The organism is Streptomyces sp. NPDC045022 (genome assembly GCF_056432605.1).
Genome location: NZ_JBWKIR010000011.1, coordinates 88,523 through 111,378 on the forward strand (window position 1 = coordinate 88,523; position 22,856 = coordinate 111,378).

Here is a 22,856-nt window from a genome sequence, read left to right on the forward strand (position 1 = left end):
GAGCGGCATGACGCCGCCGCCCGCTGACGAGTTCGAGTCCCACCGTTCCCGGCTGTACGGCCTGGCCTATCGCCTGCTCGGCTCCGCGCAGGAGGCCGAGGACGCGGTACAGGACGCGTATCTGCGGTTCAGCGGCGCCCACCGGGCGGACATCGAACACCTGGGTGCCTGGCTCGCCAGGACCGTCACCAATCTCTGTCTGACCCGGCTGACCTCGGCCCGGGCGCGGCGCGAGCAGTACGTCGGGACCTGGCTGCCGGAGCCGGTGGTCACCTCCGACGGCACGCTCGGACCGCTGGAGTCGGCCGAGCGGCGGGACCAGGTGTCCCTGGCGATGCTGGTTCTGCTGGAGCGGCTGACGCCGGCCGAGCGGGCGGTGTTCGTGCTGCGCGAGGCGTTCGGCTACGGCCACCGGGAGATCGCGGACGTGCTGGAGCTGAGCGAGGCCAACTGCCGTCAGCTGTACCGGCGGGCGGCGGCTCGGGTGGCCGTGCGCCAGGGGCGGTTCGACCCGGCCCCGGAGCGGCGGGAGGAACTGGTCACGTCGTTCATCACAGCCGCCAGGGAGGGCGACCTGGCCGGTCTCGAGAAGCTGCTGGCGGCCGACGTGACCTGGTGGGGCGACGGCGGCGGCAAGGTCTCGGCGGCCCTGCGGCCGATCGAGGGCCGGGACAAGGTGGTGCGCTTCCTGGTGGGCGGCGCGCGGCGGTTCACGGCGGGCCTGGACTTCACGGTCGCGGAGGTGAACGGGGCGAGCGCGCTGGCCGGGTGGGCGGGCGACACGCTGCTGGGGGTCGTCGCCTTCGAGCTGCGGGACGGGTTGATCGCAGACCTGCGGTGCGTGGTGAACCCGGAGAAGCTGGACTTCGTACGACGGCAGCTCGCCCGGCCGTGAAAGACGTCTGGCAGGGCTGTCACATTTCCGGGGGGCTGTCCGGTCTCAGCTGACGAAGGGCGTTCCGGCCGGGGCGCCCCACTGCCCCGCGGAACGGAGAACAGCATGACCACGATCCTGGTGACCGGCGGGACCGGCACGCTCGGCCGACACGTCACGGAGCGGCTGCGGTCGGACGGGCACGAGGTGCGGGTGCTCAGCCGGCACACACAGCCGTACGCCGTCGACCTGCGCGTGGGCGGGCCAGGTCTCGGGGCGGCCCTCGAGGGCGTGGACACGGTCGTGCACTGCGCGAGCAGTCCGCGGGGCGGGGACGAGCAGGCGGCGGACCATCTGATCGCGGCGGCCCGGCGGGCCGGGGTGGGCCACCTCGTGTACATCTCCATCGTCGGCGTCGACGGGGTGCCGTTGGGCTACTACAAGAGCAAGCTCGCGGTGGAGCGGCGGATCGAGGAGTCGGGGCTCGGCTGGACCGTGCTGCGGGCGACGCAGTTCCACGACCTGCTGGTGACGCTGTTCCAGGCGCTGGCCAAGCCGCCGGTCGTGCTGCTCCCGGCGGGAGTGCCGGACCAGCCGGTGGAGGTGGCCGAGGTCGCCGACCGGCTGGCCGAGTTGGCCCTCGCGGCACCGGCGGGGCGGGTGCCGGACATGGGCGGCCCGGAAGTACGGTCGTTCGACTCGCTGGCCCGCGCCTATCTCCGGGCGACGGGCCGGCGCCGCGCGGTGGTCGGCGTGCCGCTGTTCGGGAGGACCTACCGCGCCTTCCGGGCGGGCGGCCATCTGGCTGCCGGGCAGGCGGTCGGAAAGGTGACCTTCGAGGAGTACCTGGAGCAGCGGTTCGGGGGCGGGCGGGACTGAGGCGCCCCGGGCGGCACACCACGCCCGGAGGCGCACGCGCTACGACTCCGAATGCCCCTGATGTCCCGCCTTCGGCCGACAACGAGCCGCGGCCCGGCTCTCCGGCGGGGCGAAGAGTTCGTCCTGTGCCCGCTCCCGGGCCGTCAGCAAGGCTCCGCGCAGTACGGCGGTACCGCCGAGGCTGCCGGCCCGCACCTCGGTGGGCAGCGGGGACATACCACGCAGCCGCTCCTCGACCAACCGCGCGAGCACCGCTCCCCCGGCCTGCCCCACCTCCCCGCCCAGCACCACGCACCCCGGATCCAGGACGGCGACTACGGAAGCGACACCGACGGCGATCCGGTCGGCGAGGGCGTCGACGAAGCGGGCGGCGAGGGTCGCGTCGGCGGTCGCCGGCTCGGGGGACCCGGCGGCGGGCCGGCCCGCACCGGCGACCGCGTCCAGGCGCCGCGAGCCGTTCACACCCCCCGCACCGCTGCCCGCTGTCCCGCCGAGCCGCTCGGGATCCCCGACCACCGCGGCCACCGCATCCCGTACCACCGTCGCGGCGCCCGGCCCGTCGGTCATCCTGTCGACCGGTAGCCCGAACTCCCGGGCCAGTGCACAGACCGCCGCCGCCCCGGCCAGCGAGTGGAAGCCGCCGTCGCAGTCTCTCGCCGAGGGCAGTGCGCCGGTTCCCGGGACCGGCAGGAAGCCGATCTCGCCCGTGCCGCCCGAGGCGCCGCGACGGAGTCTGCCGTCGAGGACGACCGCGGCGCCGACGCCGTGGCCGAGCCAGAGCAGGACGAAGGTGTTCCGGTCCCGGGCGGCACCCTCGCGCTGTTCGGCCAGGGCGGCCAGGTTGGTCTCGTTCTCCACGGTGACCCGGGCCCCGGGCAGCCGTTCCTGCAGGGCGGCGGCCAGGCTGCGGTGCCAGGCGGGCAGTCCGGCGGAGTCCCGCAGGTCGCCGGTGGCCGGGTCGACGAGGCCGGGGGCACCGATACCGACGGTGTGCAGCCGGTCCGCCCCGGCCTCCTTCGCGGTCCGCTCCACCGCGGCCACCGCCCGATCCACGGCCGGCCCGGTCCCCGCGTCACCGCCGATCGGCACCGACGCCTCGGCGAGCACCCGGCCGACCAGGTCGGAGACGAGCACGAAGAGGCCTTCGGTACGGACGTCGAGGGCGGCGAGGTGGGCGCGGCCGGCGACGATGCCGTACAGCCGGGCGTTCGGACCCCGGCGCTGTTCGCCGGACTCGCCGACCACCGTGATCAGTCCGGAGGACGTCAGCCGTTCGACGAGGTCGGCGACCGTCGGCCGGGACAGTCCCGTCAGCTGCTTCAACTGGCCTGCCGTGAGCGGGCCTTCCTGCTGCAACAGCCGCAGGGCCAGCCGGTCGTTGATGGCCCGGGCGGTGCTGGGTGATGCGGGCATGACGGGAATCCTCCCAGATCGCTGCGACCGCGCCGGCCGTGGGCCGAGAGGCCAACGAGGGCACCGACCCAGGGCGCTGGGCCGGAAAAACCGCCTATCTATCAGGCAGGGTCCCTGATAGTTTACGCGCATGCAGCGGGGGTCGTGTCCGGGAATCTCCCGGGAAGGGGCGGGAACATGAGTGACGTGGGCGGTGCCCGCGACGAGGTGAGGCGCGCCCGGTACGCCGTGGCGGCCGTGTTCGCCGTGCACGGCGCCGTGACCGGCTCCTTCGCGACCCGCGTGCCGTGGATCCAGGACCACGCCTCGCTGAGCGCGGGCCAGTTGGGGTTCGCGCTGGCCTTCACGGCGTTCGGCGCCTCCTGCGCGATGCCGCTGGCGGGCCGGATCAGTCACCGTTTCGGCAGTCGTACGGCCCTGCGGGGGCTGCTCGCGCTGTGGACCCTGTCGCTGGTCCTGCCGTCCCTCGCGCCGAACCTGTACACCCTGTGCCTGGCGATGTTCACCTACGGCGCCACCTCCGGCATGGCGGACGTCGCGATGAACGCGCTGGGCGTCGAGATCGAACGGCGGCTCGAGAAGTCGATCATGTCGGGCCTGCACGGCATGTGGAGTGCGGGCGCGCTCATCGGCTCGGCGGCGGGCACGCTCGCCGCGCACCTCGGCTCGGACGCCCGCCTGCACCACGCGCTCGCCGCGGTCACCCTCACCCTCCTGGGACTGCTGGCCTGCACCTGGGTGCTCGATGTCCAGCCCGCCGAGGACGAGGAGCCGCCCCCGCGCTTCGCCCTCCCGCCCCGCTCCGCGCTGCTGATCGGCACCGTCGGCTTCTGCGCGGTCTTCGCGGAGGGCGCGAGCCTGGACTGGTCGGCCGTGTTCCTGCGGGACCGGCTGGACAGCTCGGCCGGCCTGGCGGCGGCCTCGACGACCGGCTTCATGCTGACGATGGCCGTGGCCCGTATCGCCGGGGACGCGGTGGTCAACCGCTTCGGCGCGGTCCGCACGGTCCGGGCCGGTGGAGTCCTGGCCGTGCTGGGCGGGCTGCTGGTCGTCCTCGCCGGGCACCCGGCCGTGGCGATGGGCGGGTTCGCACTGATGGGCCTCGGCATCGCCGTGGTGGTACCGCTGTGCTTCGCGGCGGCCGGGCACGCCGGGCCGAATCCGAGCCAGGCCATCGCGGGCGTGGCGACCATCACCTACACCTCGGGGCTGATCGCGCCGAGTCTGATCGGCGGGGTGGCGCAGGCGACCAGCCTGACGGTGTCCTTCTGCGTGGTGACGGCGCTGGCGTTCGGGCTCGCGGTGTTCGCGGGCGTGCTGCGCACCGCCGAACGCGGTGGCCGCAAGGAGATCAGTCCGCGGGCCGCAGCAGTTCCCGGCCCGCGGCCCTGAAGCCGTCGGTCCAGGGCGCGGGGCGCAGGGTCGTCGCGTCCAGCCGGACCAGTACCCGGGTGCCCTGGGCGTAGGTCCGCGTCCCGTCGGCCGAGCAGAAGCGGAAGCCGTAGGTCAGGCCGGTGGTGCCCAGCCGCTCCAGCCACAGGTGGACGGCGTAGGCGCCGGGCCGGGTCACCGGCGCCTGGTAGGTGATGCGCAGTTCCTTGACGGCGTTGCAGGCGTCGCCGGCCGCCGCCCAGTCGCCGTCGAAGCGGACACCGTGCTCGCTCCACAGCTCGGTCCAGGCGCGCTCGACCATCAGCGGGTAGCGGGCGTTGTGGAGGAGCCCGAGCGCGTCGAGGTCGTCGAAGTGGACGGTGACGGGGATCAGCCGGCCGTGGGTGACGGCAGGGGCGATCGGGGCTTCGGCGGTCACGGGACGGGCTCCTGAACGATGGGCAACGGGGCGGGCACACCCCCCGGGCACACCCCATACTAAGCGACCGCTCAGCAGCCTCGGCCGACAAGGCAGCTGGTCAGCCCGCTATCGAGTCCAGCTGCTCGGCCGCGGGCCGCAGCGCCCACAGGTCTCCCCCGGGCAGCGCCTGGAGCTTCGGCACGGCCGCCCGCGCCGCGGCGTCCCCGGCGTCCGCGGCCGCGTGCACGACGTCACTCGCCGCGTAGCGGTGGAACTCCAGCTCCGGGTGCGGCCAGGCGGCGGCGCCGGTCGCGGCCGGCAGCAGATACTCGACCGCCTTGGACACGCTCTGCCCGTCCGGCCCCCGATACGCCCACAGGTTCACGCCCACATGCCGGCCGATGGCCGCGAGCCGGGTGTAGGCGACCAGGTCGAAGGTCGAGTAGTGCCAGCTGCGGGTGCGGGCCAGCTCCTGCGGCTGACTGCCGTCGGCCGCGATCTGCGGGTCGATCCGCTTGCCGCGCGCGTCCAGCACGGTCCGCCGGGCGAGAGCGGTGTCGCCGGTGGCGTAGGCGAGGGCGGCCAGCTGCAGGTCGTAGAAGGTGCCGTGGTTGTTGGCGGCGGCGCCCTCCTGCCTGCCGAAGTCGCTGTTCCTCAGCCAGCCGAGGAAGTCGGTGTTCCATTTGCCCATGGCGGTGCGGTCCTTGGCGGTCCAGCCGGGTGCGCCGGTGGCGAGGATCGCCTGGGCGTCCAGGACGCTGGTGTACGACTGCGAGAAGTCGATGATGCCGATGGCCCGGCCGTCGTACCTGCAGGGGATGAACTGGGCGTGGTCCAGGTTCGGGTTCATCCGGGTGGCCGGTTCCAGGAACCAGGTGCGCAGGATCTGCCCGGCCTTCTCGGCGTAGCTCCGCCTGCCCGTGTAGTACCAGGCGAGCGAGAGGTCGTAGGCGGAGTCGAAGACCTTCTCGGCGTCCTGGCGGTCCGTCCCGCTGTCGACCTCCGGGTTGCGCCGGCCGTCGCGCTGGACGTACGGGCAGCCCCAGGGGTTGTCGGTGGTGGGGGTGGTCGTGGGCCACCAGTAGGGGGCCTGGCTCAGGTAGTCGTGGACGTCGCCGCCGGGTGCGGGCTTCGGCTTGTCGGCGACCGTCCAGGGGCCCTGATCCAGCCAGGCGTCGGCGCGAGTGGTCAAGTCGCCGAGTACGCGCCGCAGTCGGGGGTCGCGGTCCAGACGGGCCCGGGTCTGCTGGAGGCGGGCCCCGTCGAGGACGGCCGTCCGGGGGGCTCCGGTTACCGCGTGGGCGGAGGGAACGAGCACGGCTCCCACAATCACCACCGCGGCCGGCAGCACGGCCGCACGGAATCTTCCACTCATCAGGCACCCCGATCGACTTGGTCACATACGCGAACGTAGTTCACATGCTGGGCCATGTGAGCGTAGAGCCGCCAGATATCGCTGACAATGGTCCGGACCGTCTTCACGTACAGAGAAAGCGAAACCCCACCATGGACCTCGGCGTGCGCTGGCAGCTGCACGGTGACGGGCGCACGCCCGCGCCCGGAGCGGTGGTACGCCCCGACGAACGGCTCTCCTGGCCCCGTACCGTGGGCCTGGGCGCCCAGCACGTGGTCGCAATGTTCGGCGCCTCCTTCGTGGCGCCCGTGCTCATGGGCCTGGACCCCAACCTGGCGATCATGATGTCGGGCGTGGCGACCGTGATCTTCCTGCTCGCCACCCGCGGCCGGGTGCCGAGCTACCTGGGCTGCTCCCTGTCGTTCGTCGGCGTGGCCGCCGTCATCCGCGCGCAGGGGGGTACGAGCGCGACCGTGACCGGCGCGGTGCTGGTCGTCGGTGCCGTGCTGTTCCTGGCGGGACTCGCGGTGCAGCGCTTCGGTGCGCGGATCATCCATGCCGCGATGCCGCCGATCGTCACCGGCGCGGTGGTCATGCTGATCGGCTTCAACCTCGCCCCGGTGACCGCGTCCACCTACTGGCCGCAGGACCAGTGGACGGCGCTGCTGGTCATGCTGTTCACGGGTCTGGCCGTGGTCTGCCTGCGCGGCTTCTGGTCGCGTATCGCGATCTTCCTGGGCCTGGTCTTCGGGTACGGCGTCTCCTGGGCCTCCGACCGGATCTTCGGCAAGATCCACTCCCTGAGCCCGAGCGGCAAGGTCACCGACTACTGGCGCCTCGACCTCTCCGGCGTGTCGAAGGCCGACTGGATCGGCCTGCCCTCCTTCCACGGGCCGTCCTTCCAGTGGTCGGCGGTCCTGGTCGCACTGCCGGTCGTCATCGCCCTGGTCGCGGAGAACGCGGGCCACGTCAAGGCGGTCGGCGAGATGACCGGCGCCCCGCTGGACGACCAACTCGGTACGGCCATCTCGGCGGACGGCGTCGCCTCCGTGCTGTCGACTGCCGTCGGCGGCCCGCCGAACACCACGTACTCCGAGAACATCGGCGTGATGGCCGCGACCCGCGTCTACTCCACCGCCGCCTACTGGGCCGCCGCCGGCTTCGCCCTGCTCTTCGGCATCTGTCCGAAGTTCGGCGCGGTCGTGGCCGCGATACCGGGCGGTGTCCTCGGCGGCATCACCGTCATCCTCTACGGCATGATCGGCCTGCTCGGCGCCCAGATCTGGCTCAACGCCGAGGTGGACCTGCGCAACCCGCTGAACCTGGTGCCTGCCGCCGCGGGCATCATCGTCGGCGTCGGCAACGTCACCATGAAGTTCACCGACACCTTCTCGCTCAGCGGCATCGCGCTCGGCACGCTGGTCGTCATCACCGGCTACCACGCGCTGCGCGCCTTCGCCCCGGTGCACCTGAAGGAGCAGGAGCCCCTGCTGGACGAGGGCACGTCCGCCTACGACGAGGAGACCCCGCGCGCCAAGTCGTAGGCGTACGACGGGGTGAACATCCCGGCCGGGCCCTCGCAGCCGTCGGACTCTCCCGGCGGCTTCACCCCCAGGTAGGCGTCGACGCGGGCCTCACCGGTGGTCAGCGTCGGCGATCGCCCGATCCTCCGGACGGCCGGGTCGCACCACCGGCCGTCCGGCGGGGCGCCGTTGCCGTCGCGGCTGGTGTCGATCACCGCGCCGAGGCTCGCCGGGCCCCCGAGGGCGTCGAGGACCTGACGGTCGTAGGCCATCTCGTCCGTCGCGGTGCGGAAGTGGGAGACATCGCTGAAGCTGCCGTCGAAGGAGGCGGCGCCCGCCTCTGTGAGCAGGGCCGCCTGCCGGTCGGGCGGCTTCCAGCCGGAGTGGCCGGCGTCGAAGTACACCCGCGCCTTCGGGTTCGCTCCCCTCCTCGCGACCGCCGCGCGTTCCCCCGTTCCGGCGAAGCGCCGGGCCGGTCGGCACGCCGGCCGGCCTTGGGCTGGGACCCTTCCCCCATGGCGCGGTTGGAACACTTCACCACTCCCGTCGACGCGGTCGTCTCCCGGATGCGCGCGCTCGACGCTGCCCTGCCCGAGCGGGACGGGGTCGCCGTGTTCAACCGCGTCTACCTCGCCGTCACCGAGGAGGTCGACCGGCGCCTGGACAGCGGGGGGTTCACCGACCCGCGGGCCGCGGTCGCGCTGGATGTGCGGTTCGCCGAGCGGTATCTGACGGCGGTCGACGCGGCGGCCGCGGACCGCCGTCCGCCCGCCTGCTGGCGGCCGCTGTTCCAGCTGCGCCGCCATCCCGGAGTACGGCCGCTGCAGTTCGCGCTGGCGGGCATCAACGCGCACATCGGACACGATCTGGCGCTCGCGGTGGTGGACGCCTGTCGTACGCTCGACTGCGAACCGGCCGACCTGGAGGACGAGTTCGACCGCGTGGGCGACCTCCTCGTCTCGCTGGAGGAGCGCATCCGCGAGGATCTGATGCCGGGCCCCGATCTGCTCCAGATCGCCGATCCGCTCACCCACCTGCTGGGCTCCTGGAGCCTGGAGCGGGCCCGGGACGCGACCTGGGCGGCGGCCCGGGCGCTGTGGACGCTGCGCCGGTTCGGGGACGTCGCCGAGGAGTTCACGGAGCGGCTGGACGCGGCGGTGGGCTTCGCCGGCCGGATGCTGCTGACCCCGCTGGCCGACTGACCTGGCCTGATCCCGCCGCCCCGCACGGCTTCCGGAACCCGCAGACGATCGCAAGACGTTGATGCCGCGTATCCGATCACAGAGGAGCAACGGCATGGCGACCAGGCTCGGGCTCAGTCTTCCCCAGATGCAGCAGTACGCCCTCGGCAAGGACGTGCCCGACGTGGCACGCACGGCCGAACAGATCGGCTACGACAGCCTGTGGGTCTTCGAGCGGGCCCTCTTCCCCGAGCCGGCCACGCAGGGCCTGTACGGCATCGAGGGGATGGCCTGGCCCGGTGAGTACCGGAACACGGCGGACCCGCTGGTCACCCTCACGCTGGCGGCGGCGGCCACGGAGCGGGTCCGGCTGGGCACCAGTGTCCTGGTGGCACCGCTGCACGTGCCGTTCCAGCTCGCCAAGGCCCTGGGCTCGCTGGACGCGGCGAGCGGCGGCCGGGTGATCGCGGGCTTCGGCACGGGCTGGTCCCTGGATGAGTACGCGGCCTCGGGCGTCCGGCCCTTCGAGGAGCGCGGCGCGGTGCTCGACGAGGTCATCGAGGTGTGCCGGAAGGTCTGGGGGCCGGATCCGGTCGTCCACGACGGGCCGATCAGCAAGATCGCCCCCGCGGTCGTCGGGCCCAAGCCGGCCCGGCCGATCCCGATCATGCTCGCCGCGGGCAACAGGCGGGCCTGGCGGCGGCTCGTGGACCACGCCGACGGCTGGCTGCCGGTGAACATCGGGAAACCGGAGCTGATCGAGGCCCACTGGCGCCAGTTGCGGGAACTGGCGGAGGAGCGGGGCCGCACGGAACCGATCCGGACGGTCCTGCGGGTGAACAGCTACCGCCTGCCCAGGGCGGACGCGGGCGTCGGGCGGCGGCTCTTCCAGGCGAGTGTGGACCAGACCGTCGAGGACCTGATCGCGCACGCGCAGATCGGCTTCGACGAGATCATGGTCGACCTCCAGAGCATCGCGCGGGACGCGGAGGAGTTGAAGGACATCGCGTCCGAGGTGTTTGAAAAGGCGCGGGCGGCCGGAGTCTGAGGCCGGCCGCCCACGCCTTGGTCCTTGCTCCCGGTCAGTCCTCGGGAAGCTCCACCGGCGCGATCTCGTCGTAGACGTCGCCCGGGCCCGGGTTCGTCGTGTCGGTCTCGCCGCCGAAGTGGTGCATGACGCCCCAGACCGCGTTCAGCGCGGTCTGGATCGCGCCCTCGGCCCAGCCCGCCGTCCAGGAGATGTCGTCGCCGGCGAGGAAGATGCCCCGCTTGTCCTCCGGCAGCCGGTCCTGCATGAAGTGCGTGAACAGGCGCCGCTGGTAGCGGTAGTGGCCGGGCAGGTTGGCCTTGAAGGCGCCCATGAAGTAGGGCTCGTTCTCCCAGGAGACGGTCACCGGGTTGCCGATGATGTGCTTCCGGATGTCGACCTTGGGGTAGATCTCGCCGAGCGACTTCAGCATGACCTCCATCCGCTCGTTCGCGGACAGCGGCAGCCACTTCAGGCTGTCGTCGCACCAGGTGTACGACAGGCAGATCACGGCGGGCTTGTCCGGGCCGTCGTCCAGCAGATAGGTGCCGCGGGTCATGCGATCGGTGAGCGTCATCGACATGACGTCCCGGCCGGTCTCCTCGTCCTTGTCCAGCCAGAAGGGCCGGTCCACGGGCACGAACAGCTTGGAGGACTCCATGTAGTGGGTGCGCTCGATCGCCGTCCAGTGGTCGATCGGGAAGAGCGAGTCGTCGCAGGCGATCTTGGACAGCAGCATCCAGGACTGGGCGGTGAAGATGGCCGCCTGGTAGGTGCGGATGTCGCCGTTCGCGTCCGTCACGGTGATCTGGTTGCCCGCGGTGCGGTGCAGCCGGGTGACGGCCGGGCGGGGCTCGCCGTCGACGTGCAGGGACTTCAGCGAGGTGCCGTACGGCCAGTGGACGATCTTCTCCGGCTCGCGCTCCCACAGGCGCAGCGGCAACTGCTGGGAGCCGCCGACGATGCCGCGGTGGTGGTCGTCGGCCTCGGTGTAGACGACGCGCAGGATCTCCAGAATGGAGTTCGGGAAGTCGGTGTCCCAGCCGCCGGTGCCGAAGCCGACCTGGCCGAAGATCTCGCGGTGCCGGAAGGACTTGAAGGCCTCGGAGTCGCAGAGGAAGCCGTAGAAGGTCTGGTTGTCGAGCTTCTCGACGAGCTGCGCCCAGATCTCGCGGATGCGCGGCACGTCCCGCTCGCGCATGGCGCGGTTCATGTCGGAGAAGTCGGCGCCCTCTTCGAGGCACTTGTTCCAGGCCTCGGCGACGTCCCGGTACACCTGGGGCAGGTCGCCGATCGTCTCGGCGTAGTGCGACTCGCCCTTGAGGTCCACGACGGTCGACGGGGTCGCCTCGGCCAGCGGGTTCGGGAAGGGACGCGTCTCGAGTCCGACCAGGTCGATGTAGTGCTGGAGGGCGGTGGAGGACGGTGGGAAGCGCATCGCGCCCATCTCGGCGGTCAGCGACTCGTCGCAGCCCTCGAAGCCGACCGTGCGCAGCCGGCCGCCGATCTGGTCGGCCTCGTAGACGACGGGCTTGAGGCCCATCTTCATCAGCTCGTAGGCGGCCACGATGCCGGACAGGCCGCCGCCGATGACCGCGACCTCGGTGCCGTGCTCGGTCGCGGGGATCTGGCCGAGGCCCGCCGGGTGGGCGAGGAAGTCGTCGTAGGCGTAGGGGAAGTCCGGGCCGAACATGGTGATCGGCGGCTGCTGCTCGTCGGTGTGCTCGACGGCGTTGGGCACCGTGGACGTCATGGGGTACGGACTCCTTGCGCGGGGGTGGTTCGGGGGAAGGCTCGGGGGGGTTCAGACGAGAGACCCGTACAGACCGGGGCGGCGGTCCTTCAGGTACGGGTTGGCCGCACGGGAGGCGGTGAGGAAGGCGGGGTCGACGTCGGCGACGATCAGCTCCTCGCCGCGGCCGGCGCGGCTGCGGGCGATCCCGTCGGGCCCGGCCAGAGCGGAGAGTCCGAAGAACTCGAACTCGCCCTCCGGGCCGACCCGGTTGACGTACGCGACGTACATCTGGTTCTCCCAGGCACGCACCGGCACCATGGACTCGGCGACGAACTGGAACGGGTGCATGTTCGCCGTCGGCACGACGAGCAGGTCGGTGCCGGCCAGGGCGTGGGCGCGGGCGTTCTCCGGGAACTCGACGTCGTAGCAGATCATGATGCCGACGGTCAGGCCGCCCAGCCGGGCCTGGACGAGCGACTGCTCACCGGGGGTGAAGTGGTCGCGCTCGGCGCAGCCGAAGAGGTGGGTCTTGCGGTAGTTCGCGAGACGGGTGCCGTCGGCGGAGATCAGCTGGGCGGAGTTGTAGACGGTCTCGCCGTCCCGCTCCGGGTAGCCGTAGACGAGGGCCAGCCCGTGCCGGGTGGCGATCTCGGCGATCGCGTCGGCGGAGTCACCGTCGGCGGGCTCGGCGAGGCGGGCGATGCCGTCGCCGATCGCGTACCCGGTGAGGTACATCTCCGGTGCCGCCAGCAGCGCGGCGCCCGCGGCGGCGGCACGGCCCGCGGCCTCGTCGAGGACCTTGAGGTTCTCGGCGACGGAGCCGGGGCGGCCGGAGCTCTGGAGCAGGGCGGTGCGCATGCGTGATCCTCACCGGAACGGGGGTTTTCGGAGGCCATGAAAAAGGTACGGTCGGCGCGCTCGGCCGGACAAGCAGGAGCCGTTGCGCGCCGGTGCGCGGATCGTTGCGTGCGGCCGACGTCCTACGGCGATTCGTTGCGCGCGGGGGCGGGCGGTGCCCGTTCTGCCCGGGGCGCAGGTCACACGGGGGTTCCCGCCGGGTGGCGAGGACGGGGTGCTGCCCGCGCGGCGATGCGCGAAACGCCCGGTCCCAGAAGAGCGGTGATCGCTCGGCGCACGTGCTTGACCTGCGGAAAGGAACGATCGTCGCGGTCATGCTGTCGTACCGCCGGTCGGTGAGCGGATCGCCTGCCGCATGGGCCCACGGCCCGGCCGCTACGGCGCTGCTTGCCCGAGCGCCTGCGGTACGGCCCCTGGAGCCGGTTCAGCGCGGCCGAGCACGAGCGCCACGATCCGCGCGCGGACGGTGGCCGGACGGCCGAGGGACCAGCCCATGGGTACCTGCCGGTGCTACCGGTCAGGAGACCGGAAAGCCCGGGTCGGAGCACGGATGCGCGCTCTTACCCGGGCTGTGTTCACCGGCGACGGTCCCGCGCCGCATGCCGGCGTCGATCGGCCGCCGGACGGGCCGGCTTCGATCGGCCGCCGGGCGGGCTGAAGGGCTATCCGGGCGCGCCCGACGAGAAGCGCCGCAGCAGTGGCGAGAGGACCAGGACCGACTTGGTGCGTTCCACGAACGGCTCGCCGGCGATGCGCTCCAGCACTCGCTCGAAGTGGCGCATGTCGGAGGCGAAGACCTGGGCGACCGCGTCCGCGTCGCCGGTGACGGTCGATGCGGCCACGACCTCCTGGTAGCGCTCCAGGCCCCGCTGGATGGTCTCCGGCGAGGTGTTGCGCCGGCAGTAGATCTCGATGAATCCCTCGGTCTCCCAGCCGAGCGCCGCCGGGTCCACCCGGACGGTGAACCCGGTGATGGCTCCGGTGGCGCGCAGCCGGTCCACGCGCCGCTTCACGGCGGGCGCGGACAGGCCGACCAGCTGCCCGATGTCCGCGTAGGAGCGGCGGGCGTCCTCGGCGAGGGCGTGCACGATGCGTTCGTCGAGATCGTTCAGCACAGGGGGTGGTTCACTTCTTCGGTCCGGTCACTTCTCTGCCGTCACCGCGACGTCCTCGGCGGTCGCGAGACGGGAACGGCGGTAGCCGTACACGAAGTAGAACACGAGCCCGACGGCCATCCAGACACCGAACACGATCCAGGTGACGGTGGACAGGCTGCCCATCATCCATACGCAGAAGGCGAAGCCCAGCGCGGGCAGCACCGGCGACAGCGGGACGCGGAAGGTGCGCTTCATGTCCGGGCGGGTCCGGCGCAGCACCACGACGGCCACGTTGACCAGAGCGAAGGCGAACAGCGTGCCGATGCTGGTGGCGTCCGCCAGCTGGCCCAGCGGGATCGCGGCGGCGAGGACACCGCAGAACAGGGACACGATGATCGTGTTGGCGCGCGGCGCGCCTGTCTTCGGGTGGACCTTGGCGAAGACCTTGGGCACCAGGCCGTCGCGGGACATCGCGAAGAGGATGCGGGTCTGGCCGTAGAGCACGGTCAGGACGACGCTGGCGATGGCGATGACGGCGCAGAAGGCCAGCAGGGTGCCCCAGAAGCTCTGCCCGGTGACGTCCTTCATGATCTGGGCGAGGGCGGCCTCGGAGTCGTTGAACTGCCGCCACGGCTTGGCGCCGACCGCGACGGCGGCGACCAGCACGTACAGGGCCGTCACGATGACCAGCGACAGCATGATCGCGCGGGGCAGGTCGCGCTGGGCGTTCTTGGCCTCCTCACCGGCGGTGGACGCGGCGTCGAAGCCGATGTAGGAGAAGAACAGCGTGGCACCGGCCGCGCTGACGCCCGCCATGCCGAACGGCATGAAGTGCGCGTAGTTGCCGGACTTGAAGCCCATGAAGCCGATGGTGCAGAACAGCACCAGCGCGGCGATCTTGACGCACACCATGACGGTGTTGGCGCGCGCGGACTCCTTGGCGCCGCCGATCAGGAACACCATCGCGAGGACGACGACGATCAGGGCGGGCAGGTTGAAGACACCGCCGTCGACGCCGGGCGGGTTGGCCAGGGCGTTCGGGATCGTCACGCCGATGGTGCCGTCCAGCAGCTCGTTCAGGTACTCACCCCAGCCGACGGCCACGGCGGCGACCGAGACGCCGTACTCCAGCAGCAGACACCAGCCGCAGACCCAGGCGATCAGCTCGCCCATCGTTGCGTATGCGTACGAGTACGAGGACCCGGCGACCGGGATGGTGCCGGCCAGCTCGGCGTAGGACAGGGCCGAGAAGAGCGCGGTGAGACCGGCGATCACGAAGGATAGGGTGACGGCCGGGCCCGCCTTGGGGACGGCCTCGCCGAGGACGACGAAGATGCCGGTGCCGAGGGTGGCCCCGATGCTGATCATGGTCAGCTGCCACAGCCCGAGAGAGCGGCGAAGCTGCCCTCCCTCGCCCTGGCCGCCCTCCGCGACCAGGCGTTCCACGGGCTTGCGACGCATGAGGCGCGCGGCGACGCCCGGGGACGCGGGGGCGGCCGTTGTCTGGTTCTGCGGGGGTGCGCCTTGATCGAGCACGCGCTGGCTCCTTATCGCTGCCGGTGATTGCGGGCGGGGACCGGCGACGCTCTGCCCAGGGCAGGAACCCGCCGAGCGGAGTCCCCGCCACACCACGTACAGCGCAGCACCCTACGGGGCACCGCTTCACGGGCGTAATGCAGCAACCTTGCGCGTCCCCGCATGATCATTGCGTTCATCGCACCGGAATGCCAAATCGTTGCGTACGGACTGTCGACCGTTGCACAGCGGCCTCGCACGCCCCGGCCGGGGTCCGTCTCATGCCGCGCGCGGCGTCGGGTGTGGAAGGGCGTGCGGCGCGGTGAACGGACGTACCGGCCGAGCAGGGCGGACGGTGGCCCTGGCATGCCGACGGCCCCCGTCTCCCCCGGGCGAGGGGAGAACGGGGGCCGTGGGGGCGGGAGTCGGCTCAGTTCCAGCTGGCGTGCAGGGCCTTGCCCTCGGCGTAGCCGGCCGCGCTCTGGATGCCGACGATGGCCTTCTCCGTGAACTCCTCCAGGGAGCCGGCACCGGCGTAGGTGCAGGAGGAGCGGACGCCCGCGATGATCGAGTCGATCAGGTCCTCGACGCCGGGGCGGGCCTGGTCGAGGAACATCCGGGAGGTGGAGATGCCCTCCTCGAACAGCGCCTTGCGAGCGCGGTCGTACGCGGACTCCTCGGACGTACGGTTGCGCACCGCGCGCGCGGAGGCCATGCCGAAGGACTCCTTGTACGGACGGCCGTTCGCGTCGTGCTGCAGGTCGCCCGGGGACTCGTAGGTGCCCGCGAACCAGGAGCCGACCATCACGTTGGAGGCGCCGGCCGCGAGGGCCATGGCCACGTCGCGCGGGTGGCGGACACCGCCGTCGGCCCACACGTGCTTGCCGTACTTCTTCGCCTCGGCGGCGCACTCCAGCACGGCGGAGAACTGCGGCCGGCCCACGCCGGTCATCATGCGGGTCGTGCACATGGCACCGGGGCCCACACCGACCTTGATGATGTCCGCGCCGGCGTCGATGAGGTCCTTGACGCCCTCGGCGGAGACGATGTTGCCCGCGGCGATCGGCACCTGCGGGTCAAGGGCGCGCACCACCTGGATGGCGCTGATCATCGACTCCTGGTGGCCGTGCGCGGTGTCGATGACGAGCGTGTCCACGCCCGCGTCGAGGAGCTGCTTGGCCTTGCCCGCCACATCGCCGTTGATGCCGACGGCCGCGGCGATGCGCAGCCTGCCCTGCGCGTCGACGGCGGGGGTGTACAGCGTGGCCCGGAGGGCGCCCTTGCGGGTGAGGATGCCGGCGAGCCTGCCGTCGGCGTCCACGGCCGGGGCGTAGCGGCGGTTGGCGGCGTCCAGACGGTTGAAGGCCTCGCGCGGGTCGATGTCCGCGTCGAGGAGCAGCAGGTCCTTGGACATGACCACTTCGAGCTGGGTGAAGCGGTCGACGCCGGTCAGGTCCGCGTCGGTGACGACACCGATCGGCCGTCGGTTCTCGTCCACGACCACGCCGGCGTTGTGGGCGCGCTTGGGCAGCAGCGCCAGGGCGTCGGCGACGGTCTGGTGCGGGGCCAGCACGATCGGGGTGTCCAGGACCAGATGGCGGCTCTTCACCCAGGAGACGACATCGGTGACCACGTCGATCGGGATGTCCTGCGGGATGACCACCAGACCACCGCGGCGGGCCACCGTCTCGGCCATGCGGCGGCCGGCGATGGCGGTCATGTTGGCGACGACGAGCGGGATGGTGGTGCCCGTGCCGTCCGGCGAGCTGAGGTCCACGCCCTGACGCGAGCCGACCGCGGAGCGGCTCGGCACCATGAACACGTCGTCGTACGTCAGGTCGTACGCGGGCTGGATGTCATTGAGGAAACGCACGTGCTGCACATCCCAGTCGATCAGAGGTGACCCCCGGACAGGTGTGCCAGGGGGAAAGAGCACGTACTTCATCCTCCCATGGCATGGCCGGTGCCGGGCCCCGACAGAACATCCAGGGTGCTCGCCGATCACCTAGGAGGATCCTCCAAGGGCGAGCGCGACGGTGAGGGACGGAGTGCGGCCCACCGCCTCGGTGAACACGTCCTGCGCGGTGCGCCACTCCTCGGGGCGCGCCTCCGCGTACGCCTGCCAGCCCCGGACGACGATCAGCAGTCCCTGCTCGACGGCGCCCTCGGGCCAGACGGTGTGGTCGGACAGCGAATCGGCCAGCGCGTCCCAGTTGCGGCCGAACCAGCCGGGCAGCGCGAGGGCCCGGGCGACGCGGTCCATCAGGTCCGCCTTGTCCTCGACGCCGTCGAGGTCCAGCGCGACCACGAAGCGGGCCGCCAGGTCTTGGCTCATCTCAGTACCGCCCGGAACGAGTTGTAGTGATCATCGGTGTAGTAGATCTCCCCGCCCCGTCCGGTGACGATGCGCCGGGCCCCTCGGTCGCGGGAGCCGGGGGTCCGCACGGTGTACTCGTGGTAGTAGCCGCGCTGGTGCCTGGGCAGATGCCCCTCGAAGTTCCCGAAGACGACCCCGTCCCTGGTGTAGGGGTAGGGACCGCCCCTGTCGATGAGGGCGAGCGTCCCGCGGGCCTCGGCGGGGAGCCGGGACTCCTCGACGGTGCTCATGCCCTTCGCCCACGCCGGGGTGGACGTGCCCGAGGCGGTGGTGGTGCCCGGGTGGGGGGACGAGCATCCGGTCAGCAGGACCGCGAGACAGACCAGCAGTCCCGCGAACGCACGAGGGACGGACCGCAGCAGCATGCGGACGATGCTGCCACGGCCGTCCCGTCGCGACGACGCCACGACCCGCCGGACGGAGCCCGACCTGGAGATCGGCCTGGACCTGGGCCTGTGGACCTGGGCCTGTCAGGAACCGTCCGGGTCCGCGCGGCTCAGCGCGGGCTTCGGCGTCGGCCCCGCCGTCATCAGAGAGTCCGCGGCCGAGGTGTCGGTCACCAGGCTCGTGACCAGCCCCGAGCGCAGCACCGCGTCGATCGCGGCCGCCTTGCGCTGGCCGCCGGCGATCGCCACGACCTCCGGGATACGGCGCAGCTGGTCGGTCTTGACCGTGATGCACCGCTCCCCCAGGTCGCGCCCGATCCGGCGCCCCTCGGCGTCGAAGAGGTGCGCGGACATCTCGGCGGCGACACCGAGCGAGGCGTAGTGCGCGCGCTCCTCGTCGCTGAGCATGTCGTGCACCGTCGAGATGCCCGGCTCCCAGGAGCCGATGGAGACGCAGGCGACCGTGACCTTGTCGAAGTACTCGAAGGCCCGGGCGATCCCGGTCTGGTTGCGCAGTGCCACCGCGGTCGCCGCGTCCGGCAGCAGCATCGGCGCGTAGATGGGGTGCGCGTCGCCCCCCGACACCTGGGCGGCACGGCGCACGGCCTCCACGGAGCCGCGCTCGGCGGTCCCGGCGTCGTACACGCCCGTCAGCTGCACCACCGTGCACGGCGGCAGCCGGTCGAGCGCCGCCGCCATGTGGATGGTGGACCGGCCCCAGGCCAGCCCGAGCACGTCCCCCTCGTTGACGAGTTCGCCGAGCAGGTCGGCGGCGACCTCGCCGAGGTTCTCGGGATCGGGGGTCTCCTCGGCCTCGGCCGGGGACTCGACCACGACGGCGTGCCTCAGGCCGTAGCGGGCGCGGAGCGCGTCCGAGCGCTCGGCGTCCAGCTCGGCCGGCACGCGGATCTCGATGCGTACGAGATCCCGTTCGAGGGCCGTTTCCAGGACCCGGGCCACCTTGAAGCGGCTGACGCCGAACTCCTCCGCGATCTGGATCTTGGACTTGCCCTCGAGGTAGAAGCGGCGGGCCATGGCCGCCGCCTGCACCAGCTCAGCGGGTCCCATCCGCATGGCTGACCGGCCCGCCGACATACCCGACACGGCGATCTCCTCACTGCTGTTCACACTCTGGATTCGCCGTTCATCCTTGCAGATTCGGCGCAACTGATCCGCCCTGATGGGCGCCGTTCCCTTAACCGTTCATGTATCTGTGGCTCAGTGGTCGCATGCCCACGACGCCTTGGCGGTGGCCGCCTCCGCCTGGCTGCGCAATGCACGGACCGCCTCTGCCGGGTCCTTCGCCCCGTAGACGGCCGAGCCGGCGACGAACACGTCCGCTCCCGCGTCCGCGCACTGCTCGATCGTCGAGGCCGAGACACCGCCGTCGACCTGCAACCACAGCTGCAGACCGTGCTTGCTGATCAGCTCCCGGGTGCGGCGGATCTTCGGCAGCATGATGTCGAGGAACGCCTGGCCGCCGAAGCCCGGCTCGACCGTCATGACCAGCAACATGTCGAGTTCCGGCAGCAGGTCCTCGTACGGCTCGATCGGGGTCGCCGGCTTGAGCGCCATCGAGGCACGGGCGCCCTTGGCGCGGATCTCCCGGGCGAGCCGCACGGGGGCGGCCGCGGCCTCCACATGGAAGGTGACGGACGAGGCCCCCGCCTCCACGTACCGGGGAGCCCAGCGGTCGGGGTCCTCGATCATCAGATGGCAGTCCAGCGGGGTGTCCGTCGCACGGGCCAGGGACTCCACGACCGGCACGCCGAGGGTGAGGTTCGGGACGAAATGGTTGTCCATCACGTCGACATGGAGCCAGTCGGCGCCTTGGACCGCCTTGGCCTCCTCCGCGAGGCGGGCGAAGTCGGCGGACAGGATGCTGGGGTTGATCTGCGCGGCCATGCCCCAAGCCTGCCATGTCCGGGGCACTGATGTTCGCACCGGTCCACAGGCGAGACCGTTCATTCCACTTGTACGACAGTATGCGGCTGCCTGTGGACAACACCCGGCGTACCCGACTCGCACCTGCGACGCTCAGCGGGTGGTGCGGTGCGGTCAGCCGGTCCGGCGGATCAGCGCGAGGTACATCGCGTCGGTGCCGTGCAGATGCGGCCACAGCTGCACGTCCGGGCCCTCGCCGAGCGCGGGGAGGCCGGGCAGCAGCGGGCGGGCGTCGATCAGCTCGGCGTCCGGGTGCTGCTTGAGCACATCGGCGACGACCGCCCGGGTCTCGGCGAGGTGCGGCGAGCAGGTGGCATAGCCGACGACCCCGCCCACCCGCACGGAGTCGAGCGCGGTGCGCAGCAGGGAACGCTGGAGCGGGGCGAAGTTGTCCAGGTCCTCGGGGCGCCGCCGCCAGCGGGCCTCGGGGCGCCGGCGCAGCGCGCCGAGCCCGGTGCACGGCACGTCCATCAGCACGCGGTCGAAGGCGCCGGACCGCCACGGCGGCCGGGTCCCGTCGGCCGCGATGACCTGGTACGGCCCGGGGTTCCCGGCCAGTGCCCTGGCCACCAGGCCGGCCCGGTGCGGCTGCTTCTCCGAGGCGAGCAGCGCGGCCCCGCGCTCGGCGGCGAGGGCGGCCAGCAGCGCGGCCTTGCCGCCGGGCCCGGCGCACCCGTCGAGCCACTTCTCGTCGGGCCCGTCGATCGGGGCGTTCGCCAGCGCGAGGGCGACCAGCTGGCTGCCCTCGTCCTGCACTCCGGCGCGCCCCTCGCGCACGGCATCGACCGCGCCCGGCTCTCCACCCTCGGCGAGCCGCACGGCGTACGGCGACCAGCGCCCCGGGACGGCGGACTCCTCGCGCAGCAGTTCCTCGGCGGTGGCCCGGCCCGGCCGCGCGACGAGCGTCACCTCGGGCCGCTCGTTGTCGGCCTCCAGCAGGTCCTCCATACCGGCGCGCCCGCCACCGAGGGAGTCCCAGAGCGCGGAGACGACCCAGCGGGGGTGCGAGTGCACGACGGCGAGGTGTTCCTCGGGGTCGTCGTCATAGGGCGGCGCGACCTTCTCGGTCCATCCCCGGAGGTCGTCCTGCGCGACCTTGCGCAGCACGGCGTTGACGAACTTGGCCCGTCCGTCCCCGAGCACCACCCGCGCCAGTTCGACGGAGGCGGACACGGCGGCATGCGTGGGGATCCGCGTCCCGAGCAGCTGGTGCACACCCAGGCTCAGCACATCGAGCACCGGCGGGTCGACCTCACGCAGCGGCCGGTCGACACAGGCGGCGATGACGGCGTCGTACGTCCCCTGCCGGCGCAGCGTGCCGTACACCAGCTCGGTGGCGAGGGCGGCGTCCCGCGCGTCGAAGTCGCCCTTCTCGCGCGCCTTCCTGAGCAACGGGGGCAGCACGAGGTTGGCGTACGCGTCCCGCTCGTCGACCGCGCGCAGGGCCTCGAAGGCGAGGAAGCGCACGGGGTCCTTCTGCGGACGGCGGTAGGGCTTGGCGGGCTTACGGGGCCGCCGGGACTGCTCGCTCACGAAAAAGGTGCTCCGGATGTGAAGAAGGGGCTGCGGTTTCCAGCCTACGTCGGCAGTCCGTGGCCCTGGTCGACCGGGGCTCGTCCACCACACCGGGCCGTTGTGCGGCCGCCCCGCCGTTCGGGGTCCCGCCGTACGGGGTCCCGCCGTGCGGGGTCCGGGTGTCCGGCCGTACGGGGTCCGGGCGTACGGGGTCGGGGTGTCCGGCCGGACGGGGTCCCGCCGTACGGGGTCCGGGTGCCCCGCCGAACGGGGGCGGGCGTCGCACTGTCCGGGCCGCGGACTCAGCCGCCGAGTGTCTCGCTCTCCGCGATACGGACGCCCCGCGCCCAGTCGGCCGCGCGCATCGGCTTCTTGCCCTGGGCCTGCACCCAGACCAGCTCGACGGCGTAGGAGCCGGTGCCCACGTGCACGCTGTTCTTGCCCACCGCGAGCTGTCCCGGTGCGAGGTCGGTCCGCTCGGGCACGGGCGCGACCTGGATGAGCTTGAGCCGCTCCCCCCGGAACACGGTCCAGGCGCCGGGCGCCGGAGTGCAACCGCGCACGACCCGGTCGACCCGCAGCGCGGGCGCCGGCCAGTGCACCTGGGCGTCCTCGACGGTGATCTTCGGCGCGAGGGTGATGCCCTCGGACGGCTGCGGCACGGCCTTCAGGGCGCCGTCCTCGATGCCGTCCATGGTCGCGGCGAGCAGCCCGGCACCGGCGAAGGCGAGCCGGGTGAGCAGGTCACCGCTGGTGTCGGTGGGCCGGATCTCCTCGGTCACGGTGCCGTACACGGGCCCGGAGTCGAGTCCCTCCTCGATGAGGAAGGTGGTGGCACCGGTGATCTCGTCGCCCGCCATGATGGAGTGCTGCACCGGCGCGGCCCCGCGCCAGGCGGGCAGCAGGGAGAAGTGCAGGTTGACCCAGCCGTGGGCGGGGATGTCGAGAGCCGCCCTGGGCAGCAGAGCGCCGTAGGCGACGACGGGGCAGCAGTCGGGCGCGATCTCCTTGAGCCGCTCCAGGAACTCGGGGTCCCGCGGCCTGACCGGCTTCAGCACCTCGATCCCGGCCTCCTCCGCCCGCTCGGCCACGGGTGACGCGACCAGCCTGCGTCCGCGCCCGGCCGGTGCGTCGGGCCGCGTGACGACGGCGGCCACCTCGTGCCGCCCGGAGGCGATCAGAGCGTCCAGGGCGGGAACGGCGACCTCGGGGGTACCGGCGAAGACAAGCTTCATGGGCGGGATCGGGCCTCTCGGGCGGGGGTTGGACGGGCAGCGCACCAGTCTATGACCACGACCGGAAAGCCGCGGACGGCCAACACCGCTGTCGGTTCATTCGTCCCGGGCCCACCATCCCTCCCCCGTCCGCTCCCCTCGTCCCGCCCCC

General features: G+C 72.2%; 20 protein-coding genes and 1 pseudogene. 6 read left to right on the forward strand and 15 right to left on the reverse strand.

Annotated features, from left to right (window positions below):
• Positions 1 to 7: 7 nt before the first annotated feature.
• Both AC07C1_RS20955 and AC07C1_RS20960 read left to right on the forward strand, forming a co-directional pair.
• Positions 8 to 895: an RNA polymerase sigma-70 factor gene (locus AC07C1_RS20955; protein WP_478941011.1), complete on the forward strand. Its 888-nt coding sequence runs from the start codon at positions 8 to 10 to the stop codon at positions 893 to 895.
• Between the two features lie 105 nt (positions 896 to 1,000).
• Entirely contained in the window at positions 1,001 to 1,753 is a 753-nt protein-coding gene (locus tag AC07C1_RS20960) for an SDR family oxidoreductase (protein WP_478941013.1), read from the forward strand.
• Between the two features lie 39 nt (positions 1,754 to 1,792).
• Here the strand turns inward: AC07C1_RS20960 and AC07C1_RS20965 are convergent, their stop codons facing one another.
• Positions 1,793 to 3,166 carry an ROK family transcriptional regulator gene (locus AC07C1_RS20965; protein WP_478941015.1) on the reverse strand — a complete coding sequence of 458 codons (1,374 nt, stop codon included), beginning with the start codon at positions 3,164 to 3,166 and terminating at the stop codon, positions 1,793 to 1,795.
• Between the two features lie 177 nt (positions 3,167 to 3,343).
• Between AC07C1_RS20965 and AC07C1_RS20970 the strand changes: the two genes are divergently transcribed.
• Positions 3,344 to 4,558, forward strand: a complete 1,215-nt coding sequence (locus tag AC07C1_RS20970) for an MFS transporter (RefSeq protein ID WP_478941017.1) — start codon at positions 3,344 to 3,346, stop codon at positions 4,556 to 4,558.
• Here the strand turns inward: AC07C1_RS20970 and AC07C1_RS20975 are convergent.
• Together AC07C1_RS20975 and AC07C1_RS20980 are read right to left on the reverse strand one after the other, a co-directional pair.
• The gene (locus AC07C1_RS20975; RefSeq protein ID WP_478941018.1) at positions 4,518 to 4,976 is read right to left on the reverse strand and encodes an acyl-CoA thioesterase; all 459 of its coding nucleotides are present in this window, start codon (positions 4,974 to 4,976) and stop codon (positions 4,518 to 4,520) included. The two genes, AC07C1_RS20970 and AC07C1_RS20975, sit on opposite strands and share 41 nt — an antisense overlap.
• 100 nt (positions 4,977 to 5,076) lie before the next feature.
• A complete protein-coding gene (locus tag AC07C1_RS20980; RefSeq protein ID WP_478941020.1) occupies positions 5,077 to 6,333 on the reverse strand; it encodes an alginate lyase family protein in 1,257 nt (418 codons plus the stop codon).
• Positions 6,334 to 6,464: 131 nt separating this feature from the next.
• Between AC07C1_RS20980 and AC07C1_RS20985 the strand changes: the two genes are divergently transcribed.
• The gene (locus AC07C1_RS20985) at positions 6,465 to 7,856 is read left to right on the forward strand and encodes a uracil-xanthine permease family protein (protein WP_478941022.1); all 1,392 of its coding nucleotides are present in this window, start codon (positions 6,465 to 6,467) and stop codon (positions 7,854 to 7,856) included.
• On the opposite strand, the pseudogene AC07C1_RS20990 reads toward AC07C1_RS20985, so the two are convergent.
• A pseudogene (locus tag AC07C1_RS20990) lies at positions 7,823 to 8,380 on the reverse strand (glycoside hydrolase family 6 protein); the annotation flags it as partial. The gene AC07C1_RS20985 and the pseudogene AC07C1_RS20990 overlap by 34 nt on opposite strands.
• Here AC07C1_RS20990 and AC07C1_RS20995 point away from each other — a divergent pair.
• Both AC07C1_RS20995 and AC07C1_RS21000 read left to right on the forward strand, forming a co-directional pair.
• On the forward strand, positions 8,351 to 9,037 hold the full coding sequence (locus AC07C1_RS20995) for a DUF5995 family protein (protein WP_478941024.1): 687 nt from the start codon (positions 8,351 to 8,353) through the stop codon (positions 9,035 to 9,037). The pseudogene AC07C1_RS20990 and the gene AC07C1_RS20995 overlap by 30 nt on opposite strands.
• 94 nt (positions 9,038 to 9,131) lie before the next feature.
• Positions 9,132 to 10,064: an LLM class F420-dependent oxidoreductase gene (locus tag AC07C1_RS21000; protein WP_478941026.1), complete on the forward strand. Its 933-nt coding sequence runs from the start codon at positions 9,132 to 9,134 to the stop codon at positions 10,062 to 10,064.
• A 34-nt stretch (positions 10,065 to 10,098) separates the two neighbouring features.
• On the opposite strand, the gene AC07C1_RS21005 is transcribed toward AC07C1_RS21000, so the two are convergent.
• The 11 genes from AC07C1_RS21005 to fmt all read right to left on the reverse strand — a co-directional run bounded on the left by AC07C1_RS21005 (position 10,099) and on the right by fmt (position 22,705).
• A complete protein-coding gene (locus AC07C1_RS21005) occupies positions 10,099 to 11,796 on the reverse strand; it encodes a flavin monoamine oxidase family protein (protein ID WP_478941028.1) in 1,698 nt (565 codons plus the stop codon).
• A gap of 51 nt (positions 11,797 to 11,847) precedes the next feature.
• On the reverse strand, positions 11,848 to 12,636 hold the full coding sequence (locus AC07C1_RS21010) for a carbon-nitrogen hydrolase family protein (RefSeq protein ID WP_478941029.1): 789 nt from the start codon (positions 12,634 to 12,636) through the stop codon (positions 11,848 to 11,850).
• Between the two features lie 662 nt (positions 12,637 to 13,298).
• Positions 13,299 to 13,751, reverse strand: a complete 453-nt coding sequence (locus tag AC07C1_RS21015; RefSeq protein ID WP_478941031.1) for an Lrp/AsnC family transcriptional regulator — start codon at positions 13,749 to 13,751, stop codon at positions 13,299 to 13,301.
• Positions 13,752 to 13,778: 27 nt separating this feature from the next.
• Positions 13,779 to 15,269 carry an amino acid permease gene (locus AC07C1_RS21020; RefSeq protein WP_478941033.1) on the reverse strand — a complete coding sequence of 497 codons (1,491 nt, stop codon included), beginning with the start codon at positions 15,267 to 15,269 and terminating at the stop codon, positions 13,779 to 13,781.
• Between the two features lie 409 nt (positions 15,270 to 15,678).
• Positions 15,679 to 17,121 (reverse strand): GuaB1 family IMP dehydrogenase-related protein, encoded by a 1,443-nt coding sequence (locus AC07C1_RS21025; RefSeq protein ID WP_478941035.1) that lies wholly within the window; start codon positions 17,119 to 17,121, stop codon positions 15,679 to 15,681.
• A 132-nt stretch (positions 17,122 to 17,253) separates the two neighbouring features.
• Positions 17,254 to 17,583, reverse strand: a complete 330-nt coding sequence (locus AC07C1_RS21030; protein WP_478941037.1) for a barstar family protein — start codon at positions 17,581 to 17,583, stop codon at positions 17,254 to 17,256.
• A complete protein-coding gene (locus tag AC07C1_RS21035) occupies positions 17,580 to 17,990 on the reverse strand; it encodes a guanyl-specific ribonuclease (protein WP_478941039.1) in 411 nt (136 codons plus the stop codon). Before AC07C1_RS21035 ends, AC07C1_RS21030 begins: the two co-directional genes overlap by 4 nt.
• Positions 17,991 to 18,095: 105 nt before the next feature.
• A complete protein-coding gene (locus tag AC07C1_RS21040) occupies positions 18,096 to 19,139 on the reverse strand; it encodes a sugar-binding transcriptional regulator (protein WP_478941040.1) in 1,044 nt (347 codons plus the stop codon).
• Positions 19,140 to 19,229: 90 nt separating this feature from the next.
• Positions 19,230 to 19,916, reverse strand: coding sequence for a ribulose-phosphate 3-epimerase (gene rpe / locus AC07C1_RS21045; RefSeq protein ID WP_478941042.1), 687 nt, complete (start codon positions 19,914 to 19,916; stop codon positions 19,230 to 19,232).
• Positions 19,917 to 20,069: 153 nt separating this feature from the next.
• On the reverse strand, positions 20,070 to 21,488 hold the full coding sequence (locus AC07C1_RS21050) for an RsmB/NOP family class I SAM-dependent RNA methyltransferase (RefSeq protein ID WP_478941044.1): 1,419 nt from the start codon (positions 21,486 to 21,488) through the stop codon (positions 20,070 to 20,072).
• Between the two features lie 284 nt (positions 21,489 to 21,772).
• Complete coding sequence (fmt, locus tag AC07C1_RS21055) at positions 21,773 to 22,705, reverse strand: methionyl-tRNA formyltransferase (RefSeq protein WP_478941046.1); 933 nt, start codon at positions 22,703 to 22,705, stop codon at positions 21,773 to 21,775.
• Between the last annotated feature and the right edge of the window lie 151 nt (positions 22,706 to 22,856).

Excerpts from the sequence above, each read along its gene's own strand:
- AC07C1_RS20955 (WP_478941011.1), top strand. The coding sequence starts at position 8 with ATGACGCCGCCGCCCGCTGACGAGTTCGAGTCCCACCGTTCCCGGCTG.
- AC07C1_RS20960 (WP_478941013.1), top strand. The coding sequence starts at position 1,001 with ATGACCACGATCCTGGTGACCGGCGGGACCGGCACGCTCGGCCGACAC.
- AC07C1_RS20965 (WP_478941015.1), bottom strand. The coding sequence starts at position 3,166 with ATGCCCGCATCACCCAGCACCGCCCGGGCCATCAACGACCGGCTGGCC.
- AC07C1_RS20970 (WP_478941017.1), top strand. The coding sequence starts at position 3,344 with ATGAGTGACGTGGGCGGTGCCCGCGACGAGGTGAGGCGCGCCCGGTAC.
- AC07C1_RS20980 (WP_478941020.1), bottom strand. The coding sequence starts at position 6,333 with ATGAGTGGAAGATTCCGTGCGGCCGTGCTGCCGGCCGCGGTGGTGATT.
- AC07C1_RS20985 (WP_478941022.1), top strand. The coding sequence starts at position 6,465 with ATGGACCTCGGCGTGCGCTGGCAGCTGCACGGTGACGGGCGCACGCCC.
- AC07C1_RS20995 (WP_478941024.1), top strand. The coding sequence starts at position 8,351 with ATGGCGCGGTTGGAACACTTCACCACTCCCGTCGACGCGGTCGTCTCC.
- AC07C1_RS21000 (WP_478941026.1), top strand. The coding sequence starts at position 9,132 with ATGGCGACCAGGCTCGGGCTCAGTCTTCCCCAGATGCAGCAGTACGCC.
- AC07C1_RS21005 (WP_478941028.1), bottom strand. The coding sequence starts at position 11,796 with ATGACGTCCACGGTGCCCAACGCCGTCGAGCACACCGACGAGCAGCAG.
- AC07C1_RS21010 (WP_478941029.1), bottom strand. The coding sequence starts at position 12,636 with ATGCGCACCGCCCTGCTCCAGAGCTCCGGCCGCCCCGGCTCCGTCGCC.
- AC07C1_RS21030 (WP_478941037.1), bottom strand. The coding sequence starts at position 17,583 with ATGAGCCAAGACCTGGCGGCCCGCTTCGTGGTCGCGCTGGACCTCGAC.
- AC07C1_RS21035 (WP_478941039.1), bottom strand. The coding sequence starts at position 17,990 with ATGCTGCTGCGGTCCGTCCCTCGTGCGTTCGCGGGACTGCTGGTCTGT.
- rpe (WP_478941042.1), bottom strand. The coding sequence starts at position 19,916 with ATGGCCGCGCAGATCAACCCCAGCATCCTGTCCGCCGACTTCGCCCGC.
- fmt (WP_478941046.1), bottom strand. The coding sequence starts at position 22,705 with ATGAAGCTTGTCTTCGCCGGTACCCCCGAGGTCGCCGTTCCCGCCCTG.